At 64.8% G+C, this 20341-nt stretch carries 21 protein-coding genes; 8 read left to right on the forward strand and 13 right to left on the reverse strand.

What is annotated here, in order from left to right; translation table 11 throughout:
* The first annotated feature begins 128 nt into the window (after nt 1-128).
* Both KUL25_RS20160 and KUL25_RS20165 read left to right on the forward strand, forming a co-directional pair.
* Complete coding sequence (locus KUL25_RS20160; RefSeq protein WP_257894521.1) at nt 129-827, forward strand: M48 family metallopeptidase; 699 nt, start codon at nt 129-131, stop codon at nt 825-827.
* Nucleotides 818-1168, forward strand: coding sequence for a YigZ family protein (locus KUL25_RS20165; protein WP_068361213.1), 351 nt, complete (start codon nt 818-820; stop codon nt 1166-1168). The genes KUL25_RS20160 and KUL25_RS20165 overlap by 10 nt, the downstream gene beginning before the upstream one ends.
* Here the strand turns inward: KUL25_RS20165 and rimO are convergent.
* Nucleotides 1157-2539 carry a 30S ribosomal protein S12 methylthiotransferase RimO gene (gene rimO, locus KUL25_RS20170; RefSeq protein ID WP_257894522.1) on the reverse strand — a complete coding sequence of 461 codons (1383 nt, stop codon included), beginning with the start codon at nt 2537-2539 and terminating at the stop codon, nt 1157-1159. The genes KUL25_RS20165 and rimO overlap by 12 nt on opposite strands.
* 137 nt (nt 2540-2676) lie before the next feature.
* Between rimO and KUL25_RS20175 the strand changes: the two genes are divergently transcribed.
* Together KUL25_RS20175 and KUL25_RS20180 are read left to right on the forward strand one after the other, a co-directional pair.
* Nucleotides 2677-4650, forward strand: coding sequence for an AsmA family protein (locus tag KUL25_RS20175; RefSeq protein WP_257894523.1), 1974 nt, complete (start codon nt 2677-2679; stop codon nt 4648-4650).
* 13 nt (nt 4651-4663) lie between these two features.
* Nucleotides 4664-5170, forward strand: coding sequence for a transglycosylase SLT domain-containing protein (locus KUL25_RS20180; protein ID WP_257894524.1), 507 nt, complete (start codon nt 4664-4666; stop codon nt 5168-5170).
* 120 nt (nt 5171-5290) lie between these two features.
* Here KUL25_RS20180 and KUL25_RS20185 read toward each other — a convergent pair whose 3' ends face one another.
* From KUL25_RS20185 to metF, 7 genes are all read right to left on the reverse strand, one after another.
* Nucleotides 5291-5875 (reverse strand): GcrA family cell cycle regulator, encoded by a 585-nt coding sequence (locus tag KUL25_RS20185; RefSeq protein ID WP_257894525.1) that lies wholly within the window; start codon nt 5873-5875, stop codon nt 5291-5293.
* A gap of 136 nt (nt 5876-6011) precedes the next feature.
* Nucleotides 6012-6962, reverse strand: coding sequence for a DMT family transporter (locus tag KUL25_RS20190; RefSeq protein WP_257894526.1), 951 nt, complete (start codon nt 6960-6962; stop codon nt 6012-6014).
* Complete coding sequence (locus tag KUL25_RS20195) at nt 6959-7174, reverse strand: hypothetical protein (RefSeq protein ID WP_257894527.1); 216 nt, start codon at nt 7172-7174, stop codon at nt 6959-6961. Before KUL25_RS20195 ends, KUL25_RS20190 begins: the two co-directional genes overlap by 4 nt.
* Complete coding sequence (argF, locus tag KUL25_RS20200) at nt 7167-8093, reverse strand: ornithine carbamoyltransferase (RefSeq protein WP_257894528.1); 927 nt, start codon at nt 8091-8093, stop codon at nt 7167-7169. The genes KUL25_RS20195 and argF overlap by 8 nt, the downstream gene beginning before the upstream one ends.
* Nucleotides 8094-8173: 80 nt before the next feature.
* Nucleotides 8174-9358, reverse strand: a complete 1185-nt coding sequence (locus KUL25_RS20205; RefSeq protein WP_257894529.1) for an aspartate aminotransferase family protein — start codon at nt 9356-9358, stop codon at nt 8174-8176.
* Nucleotides 9359-9438: 80 nt separating this feature from the next.
* Nucleotides 9439-9942, reverse strand: a complete 504-nt coding sequence (locus KUL25_RS20210; RefSeq protein ID WP_257894530.1) for a PaaI family thioesterase — start codon at nt 9940-9942, stop codon at nt 9439-9441.
* A 110-nt stretch (nt 9943-10052) separates the two neighbouring features.
* Complete coding sequence (metF, locus tag KUL25_RS20215) at nt 10053-10919, reverse strand: methylenetetrahydrofolate reductase [NAD(P)H] (RefSeq protein WP_257894531.1); 867 nt, start codon at nt 10917-10919, stop codon at nt 10053-10055.
* A 93-nt stretch (nt 10920-11012) separates the two neighbouring features.
* Between metF and KUL25_RS20220 the strand changes: the two genes are divergently transcribed.
* Nucleotides 11013-11921: a LysR family transcriptional regulator gene (locus KUL25_RS20220; RefSeq protein WP_257894532.1), complete on the forward strand. Its 909-nt coding sequence runs from the start codon at nt 11013-11015 to the stop codon at nt 11919-11921.
* A 116-nt stretch (nt 11922-12037) separates the two neighbouring features.
* Entirely contained in the window at nt 12038-12832 is a 795-nt protein-coding gene (locus KUL25_RS20225) for an inositol monophosphatase family protein (protein WP_257894533.1), read from the forward strand.
* A gap of 46 nt (nt 12833-12878) precedes the next feature.
* On the opposite strand, the gene KUL25_RS20230 is transcribed toward KUL25_RS20225, so the two are convergent.
* The 4 genes from KUL25_RS20230 to KUL25_RS20245 form a co-directional block, all read right to left on the reverse strand.
* Nucleotides 12879-13574, reverse strand: a complete 696-nt coding sequence (locus tag KUL25_RS20230; RefSeq protein WP_068362324.1) for a CDP-alcohol phosphatidyltransferase family protein — start codon at nt 13572-13574, stop codon at nt 12879-12881.
* A gap of 96 nt (nt 13575-13670) precedes the next feature.
* Entirely contained in the window at nt 13671-14609 is a 939-nt protein-coding gene (locus KUL25_RS20235; protein WP_257894914.1) for a tyrosine recombinase XerC, read from the reverse strand.
* 39 nt (nt 14610-14648) lie between these two features.
* On the reverse strand, nt 14649-15392 hold the full coding sequence (locus tag KUL25_RS20240; protein ID WP_427854471.1) for a DUF484 family protein: 744 nt from the start codon (nt 15390-15392) through the stop codon (nt 14649-14651).
* Nucleotides 15393-15610: 218 nt separating this feature from the next.
* Nucleotides 15611-15931: a hypothetical protein gene (locus tag KUL25_RS20245; RefSeq protein WP_257894534.1), complete on the reverse strand. Its 321-nt coding sequence runs from the start codon at nt 15929-15931 to the stop codon at nt 15611-15613.
* A gap of 169 nt (nt 15932-16100) precedes the next feature.
* Here KUL25_RS20245 and KUL25_RS20250 point away from each other — a divergent pair, with 169 nt between their 5' ends.
* Nucleotides 16101-17051 (forward strand): AraC family transcriptional regulator, encoded by a 951-nt coding sequence (locus tag KUL25_RS20250; protein ID WP_257894535.1) that lies wholly within the window; start codon nt 16101-16103, stop codon nt 17049-17051.
* Between the two features lie 33 nt (nt 17052-17084).
* On the opposite strand, the gene fsa is transcribed toward KUL25_RS20250, so the two are convergent.
* Nucleotides 17085-17738, reverse strand: coding sequence for a fructose-6-phosphate aldolase (gene fsa / locus KUL25_RS20255; RefSeq protein WP_257894536.1), 654 nt, complete (start codon nt 17736-17738; stop codon nt 17085-17087).
* 74 nt (nt 17739-17812) lie between these two features.
* Between fsa and KUL25_RS20260 the strand changes: the two genes are divergently transcribed.
* A complete protein-coding gene (locus tag KUL25_RS20260) occupies nt 17813-20014 on the forward strand; it encodes a primosomal protein N' (RefSeq protein WP_257894537.1) in 2202 nt (733 codons plus the stop codon).
* Nucleotides 20015-20341: the final 327 nt, after the last annotated feature.

The following is a 20341-nucleotide window of genomic DNA, read 5'->3' on the forward strand; positions in this document are numbered from 1 at the left end:
AGAGATAGGTCTGTTGCGCGATTTGCCCATGGGTTGCCCGCAGGGTTGCCCACGGGCTCGTGAACGGATCGGTCTGGACGCCCCCGCGCGCCGGGTTACTGTCCCCTCGTCTGATACCGGAGAATTCGATGCGCGCTTTCGCCCCTCTTTTGTCTGCCTTGGCACTGGGCGCCTGCGTCTCGGTGCCGCCACCGGCCGCCACGCCAACAGCGGCAACAGCGCAGGACGTGCCCGTCTCGGTCGCGCGTGCCATCGAGGTGACGCGCCGGATGGAACCGGTGGCCGAGCAGATCTGCCGGACCCAGACCCCGGACCAGGATTGCGATTTCGAGTTCCTGGTAAACCGCGATCCGCGCAGCGGCATCAACGCGTTCCAGACGGTCAATCCCGACAATGGCCGCCCGGTCATCATCCTGACCGTGGGCCTGATCCGGTCGGTCCGCAACGACGACGAACTGGCGTTCGTGATCGGCCATGAGACGGCACATCACATCGCTGAACATATCGCGATGCAGGAAGCCGCCGTTCGGGCAGGCGCGCAGATTTTCGGGGCGTCGGCGCAGCAGCAGGGCGCGAACCGGGAACAGATCATCGCCGCGGCACAGCAAGGTGCATTGGTCGGCTTCACGGAATTCAGTCAGCGGGCCGAATTGGAGGCTGACAGCCTTGGCACCATCATAACCTGCCGCGCCGGGTTTGACCCCATCGTGGGCGCGCGGTTCTTCAGCCAACTGCCCGATCCCGGCGCGCGGGTGTTCGGCACCCATCCGCCCAACGCGGCTCGTGTACAGATCGTGGCGGACACGGCGCGGCAGCAGTGCAGATAGAGGGCGTCGTCAGCGACCGAGGCTCCAAATACGCGGTCTCGGGCGGGGCGGTCCTGGACCGCGCGGGGGTAGAGGCGTTCTTGCGCGCGTTGAAGCGGAAGAAGAAATACGCCAAGGCGACGCACAACACATGGGCGGTCTTGCTGCCCGATGGCCCCCTGAAAAACGACGACGGAGAGGGCGGCGCGGGGCAGGTGATCTTGCAGATGCTGGAACGGGACGGCCTGCATGGCCATGTGGTCGTCGTGACGCGCTGGTACGGCGGCAAGCATCTGGGCGGCGACCGGTTCCGCCATGTGGCGACCTGTGTGCGGACCTACCTTGAGGCGCTAGGCCGTTAACCTGCCCCAGAGGTCATAATCGCTGGCCTCGTCCACCTCGACCGTCACCATGTCGCCGGGTTTCAGGGCGTCGAATCCTTCATCGATGAAAAGGTTTCCGTCGATCTCGGGGGCGTCGGCCGTGGTGCGGCAGGTCGCGCCTTCGTCGTCCACGGTATCGACCAGCACCTGCATTGTGCGGCCGACCTTGGCTTGCAGCTTGGCCTCGGAAATGGCTTGCGCCTTTTCCATGAAGCGGTCCCAGCGGTCCTGTTTGACCTCTGCCGGAACGTGACCCGGCAGCGCGTTCGACCGCGCGCCGTCGACGTTTTCGTACTTGAAGCAGCCGATCCGATCGAGCTGCGCCTCGTCCAGCCAATCCAGAAGGGTCTGAAACTCGTCCTCGGTCTCGCCGGGGTAGCCGACGATGAAGGTGGAGCGCAGGGTGATGTCCGGGCAGTCGCGCCGCCAGGCGGCGATCTCGTCCAGGGTGCGCGAGGCGGCGGCGGGTCGTGCCATGCGTTTGAGGGTGTTGGGGTGGGCGTGCTGAAACGGGATATCGAGGTAGGGCAGCAGGCCATTCGCGGGATCCGCCATCAGGGGGATCAATTCGCGCACATGCGGATAGGGATAGACATAGTGCAAGCGAACCCACGCGCCCAAGGTGGATAAGTCACGGGATAGATTGAGGATTGGAAATTTCTCATCCCGGCCCTTCCAGTCCGTGCCGTAGGCGGAGGTGTCCTGGCTGATGATCAGCAGTTCCTTGACGCCGGAGGCCACCAGCTTCTCGGCCTCTCGCATGATCGCCGCTTGCGGGCGTGAGGCGAGCTTCCCTCGCATGTCGGGGATGATGCAGAACTTGCACTTGTGATCGCAGCCCTCGGCGATCTTGAGGTAGGCGTAATGGCGGGGCGTCAGCTTGACGCCGGCCGGCGGCAGAAGATCGATGAACGGGTCGGGCGAGGGCGGCACGGCGGTATGGACGGCGTCGAGCACTTGTTCATATTGCTGCGGGCCGGTGACGGCCAGAACACGGGGGTGGGCGCCGGTGATATACTCGGGCTCGGCCCCCAGACAGCCGGTGACGATGACCTTGCCGTTGGCTTCCAGCGCCTCGCCGATCGCGTCGAGGCTTTCCATCTTGGCGCTGTCGAGAAACCCGCAGGTGTTCACGATCACCGCCTCGGCACCCGCGTAGTCGGGGCTGATGGCATAGCCCTCGGCCCGCAGGCGGGTCAGGATGCGCTCACTATCCACCAGGGCCTTGGGGCAGCCGAGGGAGACCATGCCGATGCGCGGCTGACCGGGGCGGGCTGCTTCAGGCACTTGTGCGCCCTTGAAATCAGGGCGGGCAAGGTCGGGGCGGAGGAGGGGCGGGTTCTGGCTCATGGCCCCGCAGATAGCCGTTGCGATGGCACAAGGGAAGGGATGTGGATCGGCAAAGCGTCGCGCAAACCCACGTTTTGGATGTGCGGACCGGATGAACCGCGTTAGGCTGCCAAAAACGAGCAGAAGGCGCACACGCAATGCGGTGGATCATTCGGATAGTCGGGGCATTTGTCGTCCTGTTGTTCCTGGCCCTTGGGGCGTTCTTGCTGATCCCGGCCGATCGGATCGCAGAGGTCGCCAGCGACAGGATCACGGCGGCCACGGGCCGGACCGTCACCATCACCGGAGAGGCGCGGCCCACGCTGTGGCCGGATCTTGGCATCGTTATCGAGGGTCTGCGCATCGACAACCCGACGTGGGCCGGTGATGCCCCCATGATCGAGGCGGATCGCGTGAATGTGGGCGTGGCCTGGAACGGGCTGTTTTCGGGCGATATCCGGGTCGAGCGGGCGGTGCTGGAAGGGGCCTCGATCATGCTGGTGCGCGCCGCCGATGGCCGCACGTCGTGGGATATGGGCACAGGTGGCGGCGACGGCGAGAGCGCGCGCCCGATGCAGGTGGGCTTTGACGAGGCCATCATCCGTGGCGCCCGCGTGCGCTATCTGGATCGGGAGGCCGGGTCCGATTGGCAGGTCGCCCAGATGGACGCAACCGTTCGCCTGCCCGAAGCGGGCGGCGCGGTCGAGATCGAGGGCAACGCGCAGATCAACGGTGTGCCCGTCGTCTTGGACACGATCATTGACGGCGTCGCTGGCTTGTTGGCCGGAGACGCGCGCCCGGTGGTGGCGACGTTGCGCTGGCAGGGCGGCTCGGTCGCGTTCGACGGGCAGTTGGGGTTAGATGCCACGGCGGAAGGGGCAATGGACCTGACGGCCGAAGACCTTGGCCCGCTGGTGGCGCTGGCGGGGGGCGCAATGCCGGATCTGCCGCAAGGCCTGGGACGGGACCGCATCGCGGTGACGGGCGACCTGCGGTTGGCGCAAGAGGGCTCGGTTCATCTGCGCGGCGGACAATTGCGTCTGGACGATACGCTTCTGAACATCGCCGCGGATCTGGTGCCGGGGGAAGACCGCCCGATGCTGCGCGGCACGATCACGGGCGGAGAGATTGCGCTGCCGGGGTTGCTGGCCAGTGACGCGGAGGCCACGGGCAGTGGGTGGCCGCGCGATGTGATCGATGTCTCGGGGCTTTTTGCCACCGACGCGGACTTGACGGTGCGGGCCGAAAACCTTGATCTGGGGGCCGTTGCCTTGAGCGAGATCGACCTGCGTGCGACCCTGACCCGGGGGCGGTTGGTCTTTGATATCGCGTCGATCCGCACCTATGAGGGCCAGCTTGCGGGCCGCTTCGTGATCAACGGGCGTGGCGGGCTTTCCGTGGGCGGTGATCTGGTCTTGTCGGACGTGGCGCTGCAACCGCTGATGACGGCGATGGCCGGATATGAGCGGTTGGAGGGGACGGGCTCGGCCTCTATCGAGTTCCTTGGGGTCGGCAATGACCTTTATACCATCATGGATGGGCTGGAAGCGGAGGGCGACATCGCACTGGGCCAAGGTGCGATCATCGGCCTCGATCTGGCTGGCATGATCCGCAATTTCGACCCGTCGTTTCAGGGCGAGGGTCAGCGCACGGTCTATGACCGCGTGACGGCTGAATACCTTGTGCGCGACGGGATCGTCCGCAACGAAGACCTGCTGCTGGACGCCCCCTGGGGCGAGGTGCGCGGCGCCGGAGAGGCGGATCTGGCCGCGATGACGGTGGATTACACGCTGGTGCCGGGCATCTTCCGCGATGCGGAAGGCGTGGCGGATATCCGCGTGCCGATCGCGGTGCGGGGGCCGTGGTCCGCGCCGCAGATCGCGCCGGATCTGGCGCTTTTGGCGGAGATGGAGCTGGCTGAAGAACGCGCGCGTCTGGAGGCAGAGGGCCGCGCGGCGCTGGAGGCCGAAGAGGAGCGGTTGGAAGAATTGGCGCGGGACCGGGCGAATGCGCTTCTGGGCACCGAGATCGAGGCGGGCGACACGCCCGAAGACATCGAAGAGCAGCTGACGGAAGAGCTGATCAATGGTGTTCAGCAACTGATATTTGGCAATCAAGGTGAGACGGAATGAAGGTATCTTGAGAATGAAGGTCTTTGGTGCGATGGCGCTTTGCGTTGTGTTGGCGGGGTGCGGCGGCGGAATCCCGGGTTTCGGGGACGGGCGAGATGCACCGCGCGCGGCGCGCGGCACGCCGGATCTTTATCCCGGCGAGACGCCGCAGATGCGCGCCCTGGTCAACGAATATGCCACCCGCCACGAGATTCCTCCCGCGCTGCTTCACCGGGTGATCCAACGCGAAAGCGATTACCGCGCCGACGCGCGTAACGGGCCGTATTATGGCTTGATGCAGATCCTGCCGGAGACGGCAGGGCAGATGGGTCACCAAGGCGCGCCGAATGATCTTCTCGATGCGCGCACGAACCTTGAATACGCGGGCCGGTATTTGCGGGGGGCCTGGGTGGTGAGCGACGGCGACATCGACGAGGCGGTCGGCTGGTATGCGCGTGGGTATTACTACGAGGCGCGGGATCGGTGCTTGCTGGTGGAGACGGGCCTGCGCGAGCGGGAGGTCGCGCGACATTGCCGATAAGATAGTGCACCCGGAAGGCAGTTTTGATCGCCATCCTGGGGCGCAAGGATCATGGAGGGGGGTGACGCTGTTTGGCCCAAGGCCAAAGGCGCCCCACCCGCCCTCCCGCAGGGGGATGCGTCAGCGGCGGCGGTCGCGGCGCGACGACATGGGCTGGAAGGCCACGCCGACGTGGGCATCGCAGTAGGGTTTGCCCTGTTGCACCGGCAGGCCACAGAAGTAGAAATCTTCCGTTGCCGGATCGCCGATAGGCCATTTGCAGACCCGCTCGGTCAATTCCATCAGGCTGATGCGCTTGGCGTGCTTTTCAACCTCGGACACCTTGGCCAGCGCCTCTGGGCTGATCTCGTTGGCGGAGGGTTGCGGCGGAAGGGGTTGGCCCGCGGGCGCGATGGGTTTGCGCAGGGGCATGATGTTGGTGCGCTGCACGGGGGCGGGCGCGGGTTCGGCGGCCTTGGCCTCGGGCGCAGGGGCTGGTTTAGGCGCAGGCGCGGCTTTGGCGGCGGGCGCTTCCTTTGCCGCAGGCGCGTGCTTGGAGGGCGCAGAAGCACCTCCGCCAGAGCGGTTGGACAGCCCCAGGCGGTGTACCTTGCCGATCACGGCATTGCGCGTCACGCCGCCCAATTCCTTGGCGATCTGGCTGGCCGACTGGCCCTCGCCCCACATTTTCTTAAGCGTCTCAACCCGTTCATCGGTCCAGGACATGGATGTACCTTCCGGTCTTGTCGTTCCGCCGCACGCGGCATTCGTGTGTCAGCTTGGGTATATGGTGCGGGCGGCCCGCGAATGGAAGGCCTATTGTGAGGGTCTACGCGGGCAAGGGCAAGGTGGAGAGGGTGTGTTAGGAGCGATTTACATCGGGGGGCGCAATAGAGGGTGCTTTTGCGCGGGCCTCGCGCCAGGCCAATAGTGCTGCGCCCGCAATGATGATGGTGGCGCCCAGCAAGGACAGGCCGGTGGGGGTCACGCCGAAGACGGCGAAGTCATAGAGCGCGGCGAAGACCAGCGTGAGGTAGGAGAAGGGTGTCACCAAGCTGGCGTCGGCGCGGGCGACGGCGTTCACGAAACAGGCTTGGGCGGCGGCCATGAGGGTGCCCAGCGCGGCAAGGGCGGCCCATTGGGCCACAGTCGGGGGCTGCCAGACGGCGATGACGGCGGCGGTGGCGATGAGGACCCCGAGGGAATTGTTGACGAACAGGATCTGCAGGGGGCGTTCGCGGCCTGCGAGGCGCTTGATGAAGGTCAGCTCCAGCCCGAAGGCGAGGGCGGCGGCCAGGGCCAGAAATGCGCCGGGGGCGATGGCGCCTGCGCCAGGGCGGATCAGGACCAGCGCGCCCGCGAAGGCAATGGCGGCCGCGAGCCAGCGCCATTTGCCGACCCTCTCGCCCAATAGGGGAATGGCGAGGATCATTCCGAAGACCGGGTTGAGAAAGGTGATCGCCGTGGCATCGGCCAGGGGGATCAACGCGGCGGCGGCGAACATGCAGGTGACGCCGCCGAAGCCCGTGAGGGTGCGCCCGATGTGCAGGCCCCAGTTGGGTCGTGTGAGGCAAGGGCGCAGGGCCGCGATGACGCAGGCGATGGTGATCCAGGCAAACAGGAACCGCCCGTGGCTGACATGGACTGGATGCAAGGGCGGGCCAAGGGTGTCGGTGCCAAGGGCCTTGGCCAGGAGCGTCGTCGCCGCGATGAAGGCGGTGGCGCAGAGCATGAAGGCAATGGCAATGCCGGGTGCGGGCGCGGCGAGGCCCGGCTGGGCGGGCGTAGCCGGTATGGGGGGTTGCGCCGTCATCGCGAGTGCGCGGCGGATTTGCTGTTGCGGTTTATCGGGTCGGAGATAAGCGGGATCCGCGCGGCCCGGTCACCGGCCCCTCTTTCCAGCGTTCCGGCAAGGGTGCCTGCGGGCGCATCGATGTGGCGCCCTCGGAGGGCGGTGTCGGCTTGGAAGGGGAGTGTCCGCAGGCCTGCCATCACGAGACCTGCGGACGCGGCTTCGTCAGGCATCCAGGCACCAGCGCATGATCGCCTTTTGCGCATGCAGGCGGTTCTCGGCCTCATCGAAGACGACCGAGCGCGGGCCGTCGAGGACGGCATCGGTGATCTCTTCGCCGCGATGGGCGGGCAGGCAATGCATGACCATGGCGTGGTCGGGGGCGGCGTCCATCAGGGCCTCGTTCACCTGGTAGGGGCGCAGAAGGTTGTGTCGGCGCTGGCGCGAGCTTTCCGCATCGCCCATGGACACCCAGGTGTCGGTGACGATCAGGTCGGCATCGGCGACGGCTTTTGCCGGATCACGCTCGATCCGGACGTCCTGGCCCGCGTTGCGGACCGCCCCCATGAGGTCGTCGCGCGGGTCCAGCTGTGCGGGGCCCGAGAAGGTGAAATCGAACCCGAAGGAGGCGGCGGCATGCAGGAAGCTTTGGGCCACGTTGTTGCCGTCGCCCATCCATGCGACGCGCTTGCCCTTGATGGGGCCGCGGTGTTCCTCGAATGTCATGACGTCGGCCATGATCTGGCAGGGGTGGGAATTGTCGGTGAGGCCGTTGATCACCGGCACGGTGGCGTGGTCGGCCATCTCGTGCAGGATATCTTCGCCGAAGGTGCGGATCATAATCAAGTCCACGTAGCGCGACAGGACCCGGGCGGTGTCGGCGATGGTCTCACCATGGCCGAGTTGCATTTCGGCGCCGGACAGGACCAGCGATGTGCCGCCCATCTGGCGCACACCCACATCGAAGCTCACGCGGGTGCGGGTGGAGGGTTTCTCGAAGATCAGGGCCACCACATGACCGTCGAGGGGCAGATCATCGTCGGGGGTGCCCTTGGGGCGGGTGCCGCGGGCGGTTTTCATCTTTCCAGCCTGGGCGAGGATGTCGCGCAGGGCGGCGGGGTCTGTCGTGTGGATGTCGAGGAAATTGGGCATGGATATGCGCCTTTGTCTGGCGGAAGCGCCGGGGGGCCAGCCCCCCGGACCCCCCGGCATTTTCGGGGAACAAAGATGGGCTAGGCGGCTTTGGCCTCAAGCGCCGTGGCGGTGGCGTCGAGGCGGGCGATGCCTTCGGAAATCTCGTCTTCCGTAATGGTGAGGGCGGGCAGAACACGGAGGGTGTTGTCGGCGGCGGGCACCGTGAGAACGGCGTGGTTGTAGCCCTCGGCCACGATGTCCGTGGGCGCGATCTTGCATTTGAGGCCAATCATCAGGCCTTGGCCGCGCACCCCCTCGAAGATGGTGGGGTGGGCGGCAACGAGGCCTTCCAGCTTCTGGCGCAGGAAGCCCGCCTTGGCGTTGACGGCATCGAGGAAGCCGTCCTCGGTGATCGTGTCCATCACCGCGCATCCCACCGCGCAGCCAAGAGGGTTGCCGCCATAGGTGGAGCCGTGGGTGCCCGCCGTCATGCCTTTGGCCGCCTCTTCGGTGGCCAGAAGCGCGCCGAGGGGGAAGCCGCTGCCGATGCCTTTGGCGACCAGCATGATATCGGGCGAGATGCCCGCCCATTCATGGGCGAAAAGCTTGCCCGTGCGGCCCACGCCGCATTGGATTTCATCGAAAATGAGCAGCAGGCCATGTTCATCGCACAGATCGCGCAGGCCTTTGAGGCATTGATCGGGCACCGGGCGGATGCCGCCTTCACCCTGGATCGGCTCGATCATGATGGCGCCCACATCGGGCTGTGCTGCCGCCTCGCGCAGGGCATCGTGATCGCCGAAGGGCAGCGTCTTGAAGCCCGGCAGGAGCGGGCCGAAGCCGTTGGTCAGCTTCTCGGATCCGGCGGCAGAAATCGCGCCGGTGGAGCGTCCGTGGAAGCAGCCTTCGAACGTCAGGATCGTCATGCGGTCCGCCTCGCCCGTTTCCGTGCGGTATTTGCGGGCCATCTTGATGGCCAGTTCGGCGGCCTCCGTGCCGGAGTTGCAGAAGAACACCGTGTCGGCGAAGGTGTGTTCCACCAACCGCTCGGCCAGGGCCTTTTGTTGCGGCACCTCGTAGAGGTTTGACGTGTGCCACAGCGCATTCGCCTGATCCATCAGCGCACCCACGACGCGCGGGTTGCCGTGGCCAAGGGACATCACCGCAATGCCACTTGCGAAGTCCAGATAACGTCGGCCGTCCGCTTCCACGAGCCAGGATCCTTCGCCTTTGACGAAGGACAGGTTTGCGCGGGAATAGCTGGGTAGGACAGGCGAGATCATTGGCCGGACTCCATGGGATAAAACAAGGCACCCTGTTGCACCGGGGCCGGACGTTAGTCAATTCATCGATGCTGATGGGGTCAAGTGTTGGGGGTGATGGTGCGGGCCATAATGAGGCAGGTGGTGGAGCCCGTGGCATAGAGCTTTCCACTCGCCGCATCGCGGATCGTGCCCTCGGCCACACCGGTACTGCGACCCGCATGGGACACGATGCCCTCGGCGATAATCTCTGCGTCCATGGGGATGGGCCGGGTGATGTTCACCTTGTACTCCAGCGTCGTATAGACGCTGCCCTTCGGCACCTTGGTCATCACAGCGCAGGCCATCGCACTATCGAGCAGCGTACCGTACCAGCCGCCATGGACCGTGCCCATCGGGTTGAGCGCGCCAAAGGTGGGCGTTCCACGAAACACAACGCGGCCGTCTTCGACCTGATCCACGTTATAGCCCAACGTCTCGCCAATGGGTGGGTTGGAGATTTCGCCTGCCGCAATGGCCCGCATGAACTCCAGCCCCGACAGGGCGAGGACCTCTGCCTCGGTGGGCAAATCGTTGGGGGACTGGGCATAATAGGGTGTGGGCATCTCTGTCTCCATTTGACAGGGATGCATCCTCCACGGTGCGCGGCGAAGGACAACCCGCCCTTTTCATCTTGCCAGAAAAACTCTGGGGGTTTGGGGGCTAGCCCCCAAGTTCACGCCACCTCAGCCAGAACCGTCTTCGGGGCGACGCCTAACGCGGCGCATACATCCCGGGTCAATTCCGGGCGGTTCAATGTGTAGAAATGCAGATCTTCGACGCCGCCCTCGATCAGATCGGAGCACAGTTCGGTGCAGATCGCCGTGGACAGCAGATCTTCGCGGCCGTCGCGGGTGGCGCTGGCGTAGGCTTCATCCAGCCACGTCGGGATCGCGGCCCCGCAAGAGGCGGCGAAGCGGCGGGCACGGGTCCAATCTTCGATCGGCAGAATGCCGGGCAGGATCGGCGCGGTGATGCCGGAGGCGGCGCAGGCGTCGCGGAAGCGGAAGAACGTGTCCGCCTCGAAGAAGAACTGGGTGATGGCCGACGTCGCGCCTGCGTCGATCTTGCGTTTAAGGTAATCCACACACGCCTGCATGGACGCAGCCTCGGGGTGCGGATCGGGATAGGCACCGACACGAATGTCGAACTTGCCAGTCCTGGCCAGCGCTTCGACAAGGTCGACTGACGAGGCGAAGCCGTCGGCGTGGGGCGAGAAACCGTCCGCCCCCTTGGGCGGGTCGCCGCGCAGGGCGACGATCTGGCTGATGCCGGCCTCGGCGTATTGATCGGCGATCTCCATCGTCTCCGTCCTTGTGGCGTCGACGCAGGTCAGGTGCGCGGCCACGGGCACGCCGAAGTTGGAGTTGATCGCCGTGACCGCCTCGTGGGTCAGCTTCCGCGTGGTGCCACCCGCGCCGTAGGTGACCGAGACGAACCGGGGGTCCAGCGGGGCAAGCACGCCCAGGGTTTCCCAAAGCCGGAAAGAGCCGTCGAGCGATTTCGGCGGGAAGAATTCGAATGAGACGTTGGGCGTGTGCATGACGGAACTGGTCCTTGATGTGTCGCACATGGATGTCGCATAGAAGGGTGCTGCCAGCAAATTCATAACTCTCATCATCAATATGAGGTTCATATGCATATTGAGTTCCGCCACCTGCGCACGATCAAGGCCATCTACGAGGAAGGCGGCCTGGCGAAGGCCGCCGATAGCCTGCACATCACGCAAAGCGCGCTGAGCCACCAGATCAAGGGACTGGAAGATCAGGCGGGGCTGGAGTTGTTCGTGCGCCGCTCCAAGCCGATGCGGCTGTCGCCTGCCGGGATGAAGATGCTGCGTCTGGCGGAAGAGGTGTTGCCCCGCGTCGCCGCGCTGGAAGAGGACTTTTCAGGGCTGAGGGCCGGTAAATCCGGGCGGTTGCACATCGCGATCGAGTGTCACGCCTGTTTTGACTGGCTCCTGCCGGTGCTGGAGGCGTTTCGCAAGACCTGGCCCGATGTGGATTTGGACATCCGCCCCGGACTGCAGTTCGAGGCTTTGCCCGCGCTCAACCGCCAGGACGTGGATCTGGTGATCTCCAGCGATCCGGAAGACCTGCCCGGCGTCGATTTCACGCCGCTGTTTGATTACGAGCCGGTTTTCGTCTGTGCCGCCGACCATCCGCTGGCGCGCAAGCCGTTCATCGAGGCCGAGGATTTTGTGGATCAGACCCTGATCACCTACCCGGTCGAGCGGCCCCGACTGGACGTGTTCAGCCAGTTGCTGAACCCCGCGGGTGTGGAGCCCAAGGCGATCCGACAGGTGGAATTGTCGGCCGTGATCCTTCTGCTGGTAGCGTCAGGCCGTGGGGTTTCCGTGCTGCCCGATTGGGTGGTACGCGACGTGGGCGCGAGCCAGTCCATCGTGACGAAATCCCTGACGGAAGCAGGCCTGACCCGCCGACTTTACGGGGCGAGCCGGGCGGAGGACACCGCCAAACCCTTCATGTCCCATGTCCTGAAGCTCAGTCGGACCGAACCACTGAAGTTGCAACGGCGCAGCTAGGCGCAACCAGATCCTTGCAAGGATCTGTACAAACTCTTGGTCAAGAGTTTGGGGTGCCTCTTGGCATGGGCCAGTGCCCCGGTTATAGGACCACGCCTGACCTGAAGGGATATCCGATGCAAGGCTCTGCCAACCTCAACGTGATGATAAAGGCCGCCCGCAAGGCGGCGCGGTCCCTGCAAAAGGACTTCCGCGAGGTGGAGCAGTTGCAAGTGTCCTCCAAGGGACCGGGCGACTTCGTTAGCCGGGCCGATCGCGCGGCGCAGCAGGTCATCAAGGAAGAGTTGATGGAGGCGCGCCCGAACTACGGTTTTCTGGGCGAGGAAGAGGCCGAGATCGTCGGCAAGGACCCCACGCGCCGCTGGATCGTCGATCCGCTCGATGGCACCACCAATTTCCTGCACGCCATGCCGCACTGGGCGATATCGATCGCCTTGGAGCACAAGGGCGAGATCGTTGCGGGCGTGGTCTATGACCCCGCCAAGGACGAGATGTTCTTTGCTGAAAAAGGCGCGGGTGCATGGTTGAACGACACGCAACGCCTGCGGGTCTCGGCGCGGAAGCGGATGTCGGAGGCGGTTTTCTCGGCCGGGTTCCCGCCCGATGGGGGCAAGTATCTGCCTGCCGTGTTGCGCGACCTCGCGCGTCTGATGCCGATGTGTTCGGGCATGCGCCGCAATGGTGCTGCCTCGCTGGACCTGTGCTGGGTCGCGGCGGGGCGGTTCGAAGGCTACTGGGAATACAACCTCAAGCCATGGGATATCGCTGCCGGGATCCTGATCGCGCGGGAGGCCGGCGCCTTCGTGGAGCCGATTCGAGAGGACCAGTCCTTGCTGGAGGACGGACACGTGATCTGCGGCACGGAAGCGATTTTCGACCAGTTCGCAAAGGTCATCCGCACCCGCGATTGAGTGCGGCGCGCCCCTCCTCGAGCCCTTTGAGGCTCTCCTCGCAGCTTTATCGGGCGTAGCCGCGGTCGTAGATGATCTGTTGCGCGATCCCGGCAGCCACAAGGTAGATCGAGGTCACCGTCACGATCGTGGTGAGCGCCGGATTGGACGCGAAATCCGTCCAGGCCGCGTAGGCGATGGACGAGACCCAGACCAAGGCAACGGGCAAAGAGAGCCAGCGCCACCGCGCGGTGCGCACGGGGTGGACGAATTTCAGGTTCAGGAATTGCGCCGCCGACAGGACCAGCACGATCCCCAGAATCACCGGCGGCGGCGGCACGATCACCAGCGTGGCCAAAGCGACCATGTTCCAACAGCCGGGAAAGCCCCGGAAGGACTTGTCCGCCGTTTTCATGCGCGTATCCGCAAAGTAGAGCGCCGAGGCAAATGGGATCAGCAACACCACAAGCCAGCCCGGCCAGCCGGGCAGAAGCCCCGAGCCATAAAGCGCATAGGCCGGGATCATCACGTAGGTGAGGAAGTCGATGATCAGGTCCAGCAAGACCCCGTCGATCACCGGTGCATTTGTGGTCACATCGTAACGGCGTGCCAGAGGCCCATCGATGCCATCGACGATAAAGGCCACGGTCAGCCAAATCGTCATCATCGCCCAGTCCTGCTGTGCGGCCTCCAAGAGGGCCAGCATCGCAAGCGAGGCGCCGATGGCTGTGAATAGATGAACAGAATAGGCTCTGAAACGCATAACGCTCGGGATGCCTGTTAACGGTGCGATTTGCAACAGGTCTGTGACGTGTGGCCCTGAACCGCGCTGTGATGGCCACGGTCCGGTTCGCGTCGATCAGGCCTTGGGATGGGCGGCATTGTAGACCTCCATCAGGCGCGCGGTGTCGACGGCGGTATAGGCTTGGGTCGTCGACAGGGATGCGTGGCCCAGAAGCTCTTGAATTGCGCGCAGATCGCCGCCTGCGTCCAGCAGGTGGGTGGCGAAGGAATGGCGCATCGCGTGGGGCGTCGCCGTAGAGGGCAGGCCGAGTTGCAGCCGCGTCTTCTCCATCACTTTCGCCACGGCGCGAGGGCCAAGACCGCCGCCCCGGATCGCCCGGAACAGAGGTGTTCCGGGGGCGAGGTCATGGGGGCAGAGGCGCGCGTAGCGGGCGCAGGCTTCTTGGGCGGCGGGCAGCACCGGAACCTCGCGTTCCTTGCCGCCCTTGCCGGTGATGCGCAGAACGCCCGGCAGCGCGGCGTGGCGCGCGTCGAGGCCGAGGGCCTCGGATATCCGCAACCCGCATCCGTATAGCAACGTGACCACGGCCATATCTCGGGCCTGCACCCAATCACGGTCGTCTTGATCGGCGAGCCCCGCGATCATGTCTTTTGCGCCACCCTCGGACAGGGGGCGGGGCAGGCGGCGGATGTGTTTGGGCGCGCGCATGGAAAGGACTGCCGTGGCGTCGAAGGCGTCCCGCTCGGCCCACCATTTGTAGAAGGCCTTCACGGCAGACAGCCGCCGCGCCAGAGACCTCGCCCCCACGTCGCGGGCGCGCTGTGCGGCCATCCAGGCGCGCAAGTCGCGGGTCTGGAGGGCGCGCAATCCGGCAGGGCCGGGGGCACCGCCCAGATGCTCGCTCTGGAAAGCAAGGAATTCACGGACATCCGCGCCGTAGGCCGACAGCGTGGCCTCGGCCCGCCCGCGCACGCCGCGCAGGTGGGTCAGCCAGGCCTCCAGCAGATCCCGGACCGCGGGGGTCAGGGACAGGCTACTGCGTTGTTGCGCAATTTGTTCCAAAACCCGGTTCCCACTTTGTTGGATTGCGCTTCAGTCCAACCAGCCGCGCATCAGACGCTCGAACACACCGGCGAAGAACGTCAGCAGGTCCGTGCCTTGGGAGGGGCGGAATTGGTGCGGATCTTCGGCACCCATGACCAGAAGACCCGGAAGGCGGCCCTGGCCCAGATCAAGGGTCAGGCAGGCCTCGGAATGGATCCAGCGCGAGGCTTCGCCGAAAATACGCTCGGCATCGCCGCCCACCTGGCGCAGGCTGACCTGGCGGTGGGGCACATCGCGCCCGCCCGTCACGTAGTCCTGCACGAAGCCGGGCGCGACGACGGTCAGCACATCTTCAAGCTTCTGCACCTTGGGGGCCTCGGTCTCGGTCGCTTCGGCCGATTCCAGGACAAGCCGCACCCGGTCCACGCGCAGGATGCCTGCGACGTCGGTGCCAAGAGTTGTCAGGAATTCAGTGAATTCCTTGGCATCCAGCATGCGGATGATCGAGCGATGGATCTGATTGGTGCCGGCAAGGTTCTCATAGGCCGCCGCGATGACGGACCGGTGGGTGTCTTCCAACCGGTCCAGCCGGTTTTGCAACCGCTCCATCGCGATGCCGCGCATGTCGACGATGTTGCCGCCCATCTGGCGGTCATTGGCAGAGATCAACGCGCGCATCAGATCACGGTCTTCAAGGATCAACTCAGGGTCCGCAAGCGCGCGGTCGCGCCAGTCCAGATCCATACCATTTTCAAGGGAATCGAGCGGGGCTCCCGCCTCGGTGCTGCTCATCAATACTGCCTCATTACGTTTCTTTTGTTTCGGGCAGCTTATACGAGGTGATCTGAAATTTCTCCCCCAATTTTACGCGCCATGGAATTTGTGGCCGACTGGCCGCATCGCCACAAGGCGCGACGGTCTACTGCCGGGCGTGACGCCGCCTGTGTTGGGCCATGGGGCTGCGGCGCGCGCGGGGTTCCATTTGTTCCAAACGGGGTCTCTTGGGCGCCCTAGAAGCCGCCACCCTCTCCGTCGTATCCACCGGTGTTGCCTCCGCCATCGCCGTCGGTGGACGACGCGGGCTGGGCCAGTTCCCCTGCAACGAATTGGTCGATCAGGGCGTTGCAGCCCGCTTCTCCATCATCATATCTGTCGCAGATATAGGAGGTCCTGCCCAATCGAATGCGCCAGAACGATCCTCCGCCTGTTTGGCTGTCCCAACGCGTTGCCGAGTATTCGACGCCGTTGCGCGTGATGATTTCGGTTCCGGCGAAAACCGGTAAGCAGCCGGTCAGCGCCAGGCAGGAGACAAGGAGGAAGGGGCGCAGCATGGGGATCTCTCATTGATTGTAATGGACCCTTGAAGCGTGGGCGCTTGCCGGGGCCCGCGCTATCCACCTTCGGCGGGATTTGTCCGTTTTCGGCAGCCCCACCTGAAAAAGTTGACTTTACGTCACGCGACGCGATGCTGAGCCCCTTCGCAAAAAGGGCCTTGGTGTGATGCTGGATCGCCACCTGAGATTGCCGGATGTCTCGTTCGAGATCGCGCGCAGTGTGCATAAAGATCTTCACCTGATGCTAGAACCCGATCAGGGACTGACCCGACCGGCGGGACGCGTTCGTGCATCTGTGTGCGAAGGTGATGCCTACAAGCTGTTTCACTACCGATACGGCGATGATGTGGTTCTGACGTCAACGGAAGCGACTGATTTCTTCTGGGTTTCAATTCCATGTTCACTGCGGCGGCAGGCCGATGGTTGGGCGCGCATCGATGTCGTGGACGGTGAAAGCAGGCTGGCGGCGCCCGGCCGCGAAGATCCGATGCGCGTTGCGGGCGGGCAAGACCGGTTGGGGCTGGCCCTGCCGCACCAGCGGCTTCAGGATTTTGCGGACAATGTGCTACAGGATCCTTCCGACGTCGCGCATGGTGTCGGGGAGACCTTCGATCTTCGGGTGCCGTCGCATCGCGCAATCGGGTGGTTGATTGCGCAGATGGTCGAGGAAGACGCGGCCGACGCCGATTTCGTGACCGATCAGTCGCGGGTAGAGGCCTATCTGGATGCCATTGTCGCCACCATCTTGATCCAGTGCCGCAGGTCCAGCGAGCCGCCTGCGCAACAGGCGCCCCGCGATGTGGCCCTGGTGACGGCCTATATGGTTGCGCACCTCGACGAGCCGATCCGATTGCGCGATCTGGTGGCCGTGGCTCAGGTGTCCGCCCGCACATTGTCTGCCCATTTCACGGCTGAAATCGGCATGGCGCCGATGGCGTATCTGTCGGACCTGCGCCTGCGCCACGCCCGCGCCCTGTTGGAAGGCGGTGCCGCCGCGTCGGTGACCGCCGCGGCCCTTGCGTCCGGGTTGACGCATCTGGGTCGGTTTTCGCAACGCTACGCGGCGCGGTTCGGCGAAGTGCCGTCGGCTACCCTGGCGCGGGCCACCGGACACTAAGGCGTCAGGTGACCGGCGCAAACGCTGGACTGCTCAGATAATGCTTTGCCCGGTCTTGGCCCAATCCGCCATGAAGCCTTCCAAGCCCTTGTCGGTCAGCACGTGATTGGCCATCGCCTTGATCACCGCGGGCGGCGCGGTGGCCACGTCCGCGCCGATCAGGGCCGCGTCTTTCATGTGGTTGGCGGTGCGGATCGAGGCCACGAGAATCTCGGTGTCGAACGCGTAATTGTCGTAGATCTGGCGAATTTCTGCGATCAGATCCATGCCGTCGATGTTGATATCATCAAGCCGCCCCACGAACGGCGAGATGAACGTCGCGCCCGCCTTGGCGGCCAGAAGCGCCTGATTGGCGGAGAAGCAGAGCGTCACGTTGACCATGCGGCCTTCGCCCGACAGCACCTTGCAGGCCTGAAGCCCGGCCCAGGTCAGCGGCACTTTGATGGTGATGTTGTCGGCGATTTTGGCCAACTCGCGGCCTTCGTTGATCATGCCGTCGGCATCCAGCGCGACCGTCTCGGCGGACACGGGGCCATCGACCAGCGCGCAGATCTCGGCGGTGACTTCCTTGATGTCGCGGCCCGATTTCATGATGAGCGACGGGTTGGTGGTGACGCCATCGACCATGCCAAGGGCGTGCAGCTCACGGATTGCGTCAATGTCTGCTGTATCCACAAAGAATTTCATCGGCGAGGTTCCTTTCGGGGGGATATCGTGATGGTTTGGGGCCTTCTACAACAATGACGGTTTGCCTGAAAGCCATGCCAGACACTATCGACGAGCATTTCGATGAAGGCGACTTGGTGGGGGTTCTGACGGCAGAGCCCCTCGACCGCGTGCTGGACTACAAGGCGCCGACAGGGGGCTGCTGGTTGGGGGCCTTCGTGGAGGTGCCACTGGGGCCGCGCAAGGTGTTGGGCGTCGTCTGGGGGAAGGGACGCGGCGATTGGGACATCGCCAAGGTGCGGAAGGTGAACCGTGTGCTGGACGTGGCCCCCATGCGCGCGGAGATGCGGGACTTTCTGGAGAAGGCAGGCGGCTACACCCTGACACCGATGAGCATCATGTTGCGGTTGGCGACCCGCGCGCCGGGGCTGTCGGACCCGCCGTCGATGCGGAAAGTCTACCGCTTGGGGCAGGGGACGCCGGACCGCGTGACGCCCGCGCGGACGCGGGTGATCGAGACGTTGGTGGAATACGGCGGGCTGGGGTTCACGCTGAAGGAATTGAGCGAATTGGCGGGGGTGACTTCGTCGGTCGTAAAGGGCTTGGCCAAACAAGGCGTGGTGGAAGAGGCGGATACGCCCCGCGATGCGCCATACTTGACTTTGGACCCGGGCCTGCCGGGCAAGGAGCTGACCGAAGATCAAGCGTTTGCCGCTGGGCAGTTGCAGGAGGGCCTGCGTGCCCGGCGGTATGGCACGGTACTTCTCAAGGGCGTCACCGGGTCGGGCAAGACAGAGGTCTATCTGGAAGCTGTCGCAGAATGCCTGCGCGAAGGTCGCCAGGCGCTTGTTTTGCTGCCGGAGATCGCCCTGACCTCTGAATTCCTCACCCGCGTCAAGGCGCGCTTCGGCGCGGACCCGGCGGAATGGCATTCCGGCGTGACCATGACCGAACGCCGCCGCTGCTGGCGCATGGTTGGGCAAGGCGAGGCGCAGCTGGTCGTCGGCGCGCGCTCTGCGTTGTTCCTGCCCTACCGCGATCTGGGGTTGATCGTCGTGGATGAGGAACACGACACCTCCTACAAGCAGGACGAAGGGGCCAGCTACAATGCCCGTGACATGGCCGTGCTGCGCGCGTCTCTGAATGATGCGCCGGTGGTGCTGGCCTCGGCCACGCCCTCGCTAGAGACATGGGCCAATGCGCAGGCGGGCAAGTACACGCGGCTCGATCTGGCCTCGCGCTTTGGGCCGCAGGACCTGCCCGACATGGCCGCGATCGATATGCGGCTGGAGGATTTGCCGGGGTCGTCGTGGCTGTCCCCGTCGTTGCAAAGCGCCGTGGGTGCCCGGTTGCAGGCAGGCGAACAGGCGCTGCTGTTCCTCAACCGTCGCGGCTATGCGCCGGTGACGCTGTGCCGGGCGTGTGGCGAGATGGTGGGTTGCGATCACTGCGATGCGCGTATGGTCGAACACCGGTTCCAGAAACGCCTGATCTGCCACCAATGCGGCGAAACGAAACCCCTGCCCGAGGTTTGCCCCTCGTGCGAGGTCGAAGGCAAGATGGCTGCCGTCGGCCCGGGGGTCGAGCGGATCGCGGAAGAGGCCGCCGCCGCCTTCCCCGATGCGAAAACGGCGATCTTATCATCGGACCTCTTCGGCTCTGCCCGCGCCTTGAAGGCCCAGATCGAGGAACTGGCCCACGGCGACACCGACCTGATCATCGGCACGCAGCTTGTCGCGAAGGGGCACAATTTCCCCCGGCTGACGCTGGTGGGCGTGGTCGATGCGGATCTCGGGCTTCAGGGCAGTGACCTGCGCGCGGCAGAGCGCACCTTTCAGCTGATGCGACAGGTGGCGGGCCGCGCGGGGCGGGCCGAGAAACCGGGGCAGGCATTGTTGCAGACGTTCCAGCCCGATCACCCGGTGATCCGCGCGATCCTGTCTGGTGATGAGGAAGGCTTCTGGCGCACCGAGGCCGCGGAACGTGAGGCCTCAGGCATGCCGCCGTACGGGCGGCTCGCGGGGGTTATCATCTCCAGCACCGAGGCCGCCGCAGCCTTCGATCTGGGTACCCATCTGGCGCGCAATGATGGCCCGATCCGCGACGCGGGCGGCATCGTCTATGGCCCCGCGCCCGCGCCGATTGCCCGTGTGCGTGGGCGGCACCGGGTGCGGCTGCTGGTCAAGGCCCCGAAGGGCGTGGCCCTGCAACCCGCCCTAAGCCGTTGGACAAACGGGCTAAAGCTGCCCGGTCACCTGCGCCTGAGCATCGACATCGACCCGCAGAATTTCTTCTGAATCATTAACAAGGGCGTCAGCTATCGACCATCTTATCGCTTTCATCATCGGCCCATACCAGAGGGCCTTCCGCGCCTATCGCGCCACCCTTGCAGAAGATCCGGCCAGAGCGGAACGCCGATTTATTTATGCCCCGCTCGGAGCGGTGGGAGCGCTTGCCGCTATCTGCATGTTCACAGGAATGAGCATGCTCTGGGCGATCGCGTTCCTGGCACTGTATTTTCCATTCTTTGTGGCCATTACTCTTCCCCGTTGAACCCGATCGGACGAATCCGGACCTCTATTGATCGCCGGGCCCTCGGCACGTAAACCCGGCGGACAATCAAG

It is taken from the genome of Gymnodinialimonas phycosphaerae (assembly GCF_019195455.1).
Classification (GTDB): domain Bacteria; phylum Pseudomonadota; class Alphaproteobacteria; order Rhodobacterales; family Rhodobacteraceae; genus Gymnodinialimonas; species Gymnodinialimonas phycosphaerae.

Bases quoted from the DNA above. Each gene is read 5' to 3' on its own strand.
- KUL25_RS20175 (WP_257894523.1), top strand. From the start codon at position 2,677: ATGCGGTGGATCATTCGGATAGTCGGGGCATTTGTCGTCCTGTTGTTC.
- KUL25_RS20190 (WP_257894526.1), bottom strand. From the start codon at position 6,962: ATGACGGCGCAACCCCCCATACCGGCTACGCCCGCCCAGCCGGGCCTC.
- KUL25_RS20160 (WP_257894521.1), top strand. From the start codon at position 129: ATGCGCGCTTTCGCCCCTCTTTTGTCTGCCTTGGCACTGGGCGCCTGC.
- KUL25_RS20180 (WP_257894524.1), top strand. From the start codon at position 4,664: ATGAAGGTCTTTGGTGCGATGGCGCTTTGCGTTGTGTTGGCGGGGTGC.
- KUL25_RS20230 (WP_068362324.1), bottom strand. From the start codon at position 13,574: ATGCGTTTCAGAGCCTATTCTGTTCATCTATTCACAGCCATCGGCGCC.
- KUL25_RS20205 (WP_257894529.1), bottom strand. From the start codon at position 9,358: ATGATCTCGCCTGTCCTACCCAGCTATTCCCGCGCAAACCTGTCCTTC.
- fsa (WP_257894536.1), bottom strand. From the start codon at position 17,738: ATGAAATTCTTTGTGGATACAGCAGACATTGACGCAATCCGTGAGCTG.
- rimO (WP_257894522.1), bottom strand. From the start codon at position 2,539: ATGAGCCAGAACCCGCCCCTCCTCCGCCCCGACCTTGCCCGCCCTGAT.
- argF (WP_257894528.1), bottom strand. From the start codon at position 8,093: ATGCCCAATTTCCTCGACATCCACACGACAGACCCCGCCGCCCTGCGC.
- metF (WP_257894531.1), bottom strand. From the start codon at position 10,919: ATGCACACGCCCAACGTCTCATTCGAATTCTTCCCGCCGAAATCGCTC.
- KUL25_RS20220 (WP_257894532.1), top strand. From the start codon at position 11,013: ATGCATATTGAGTTCCGCCACCTGCGCACGATCAAGGCCATCTACGAG.
- KUL25_RS20260 (WP_257894537.1), top strand. From the start codon at position 17,813: ATGCCAGACACTATCGACGAGCATTTCGATGAAGGCGACTTGGTGGGG.
- KUL25_RS20185 (WP_257894525.1), bottom strand. From the start codon at position 5,875: ATGTCCTGGACCGATGAACGGGTTGAGACGCTTAAGAAAATGTGGGGC.
- KUL25_RS20250 (WP_257894535.1), top strand. From the start codon at position 16,101: ATGCTGGATCGCCACCTGAGATTGCCGGATGTCTCGTTCGAGATCGCG.
- KUL25_RS20240 (WP_427854471.1), bottom strand. From the start codon at position 15,392: ATGAGCAGCACCGAGGCGGGAGCCCCGCTCGATTCCCTTGAAAATGGT.
- KUL25_RS20225 (WP_257894533.1), top strand. From the start codon at position 12,038: ATGCAAGGCTCTGCCAACCTCAACGTGATGATAAAGGCCGCCCGCAAG.
- KUL25_RS20195 (WP_257894527.1), bottom strand. From the start codon at position 7,174: ATGCCTGACGAAGCCGCGTCCGCAGGTCTCGTGATGGCAGGCCTGCGG.
- KUL25_RS20245 (WP_257894534.1), bottom strand. From the start codon at position 15,931: ATGCTGCGCCCCTTCCTCCTTGTCTCCTGCCTGGCGCTGACCGGCTGC.
- KUL25_RS20210 (WP_257894530.1), bottom strand. From the start codon at position 9,942: ATGCCCACACCCTATTATGCCCAGTCCCCCAACGATTTGCCCACCGAG.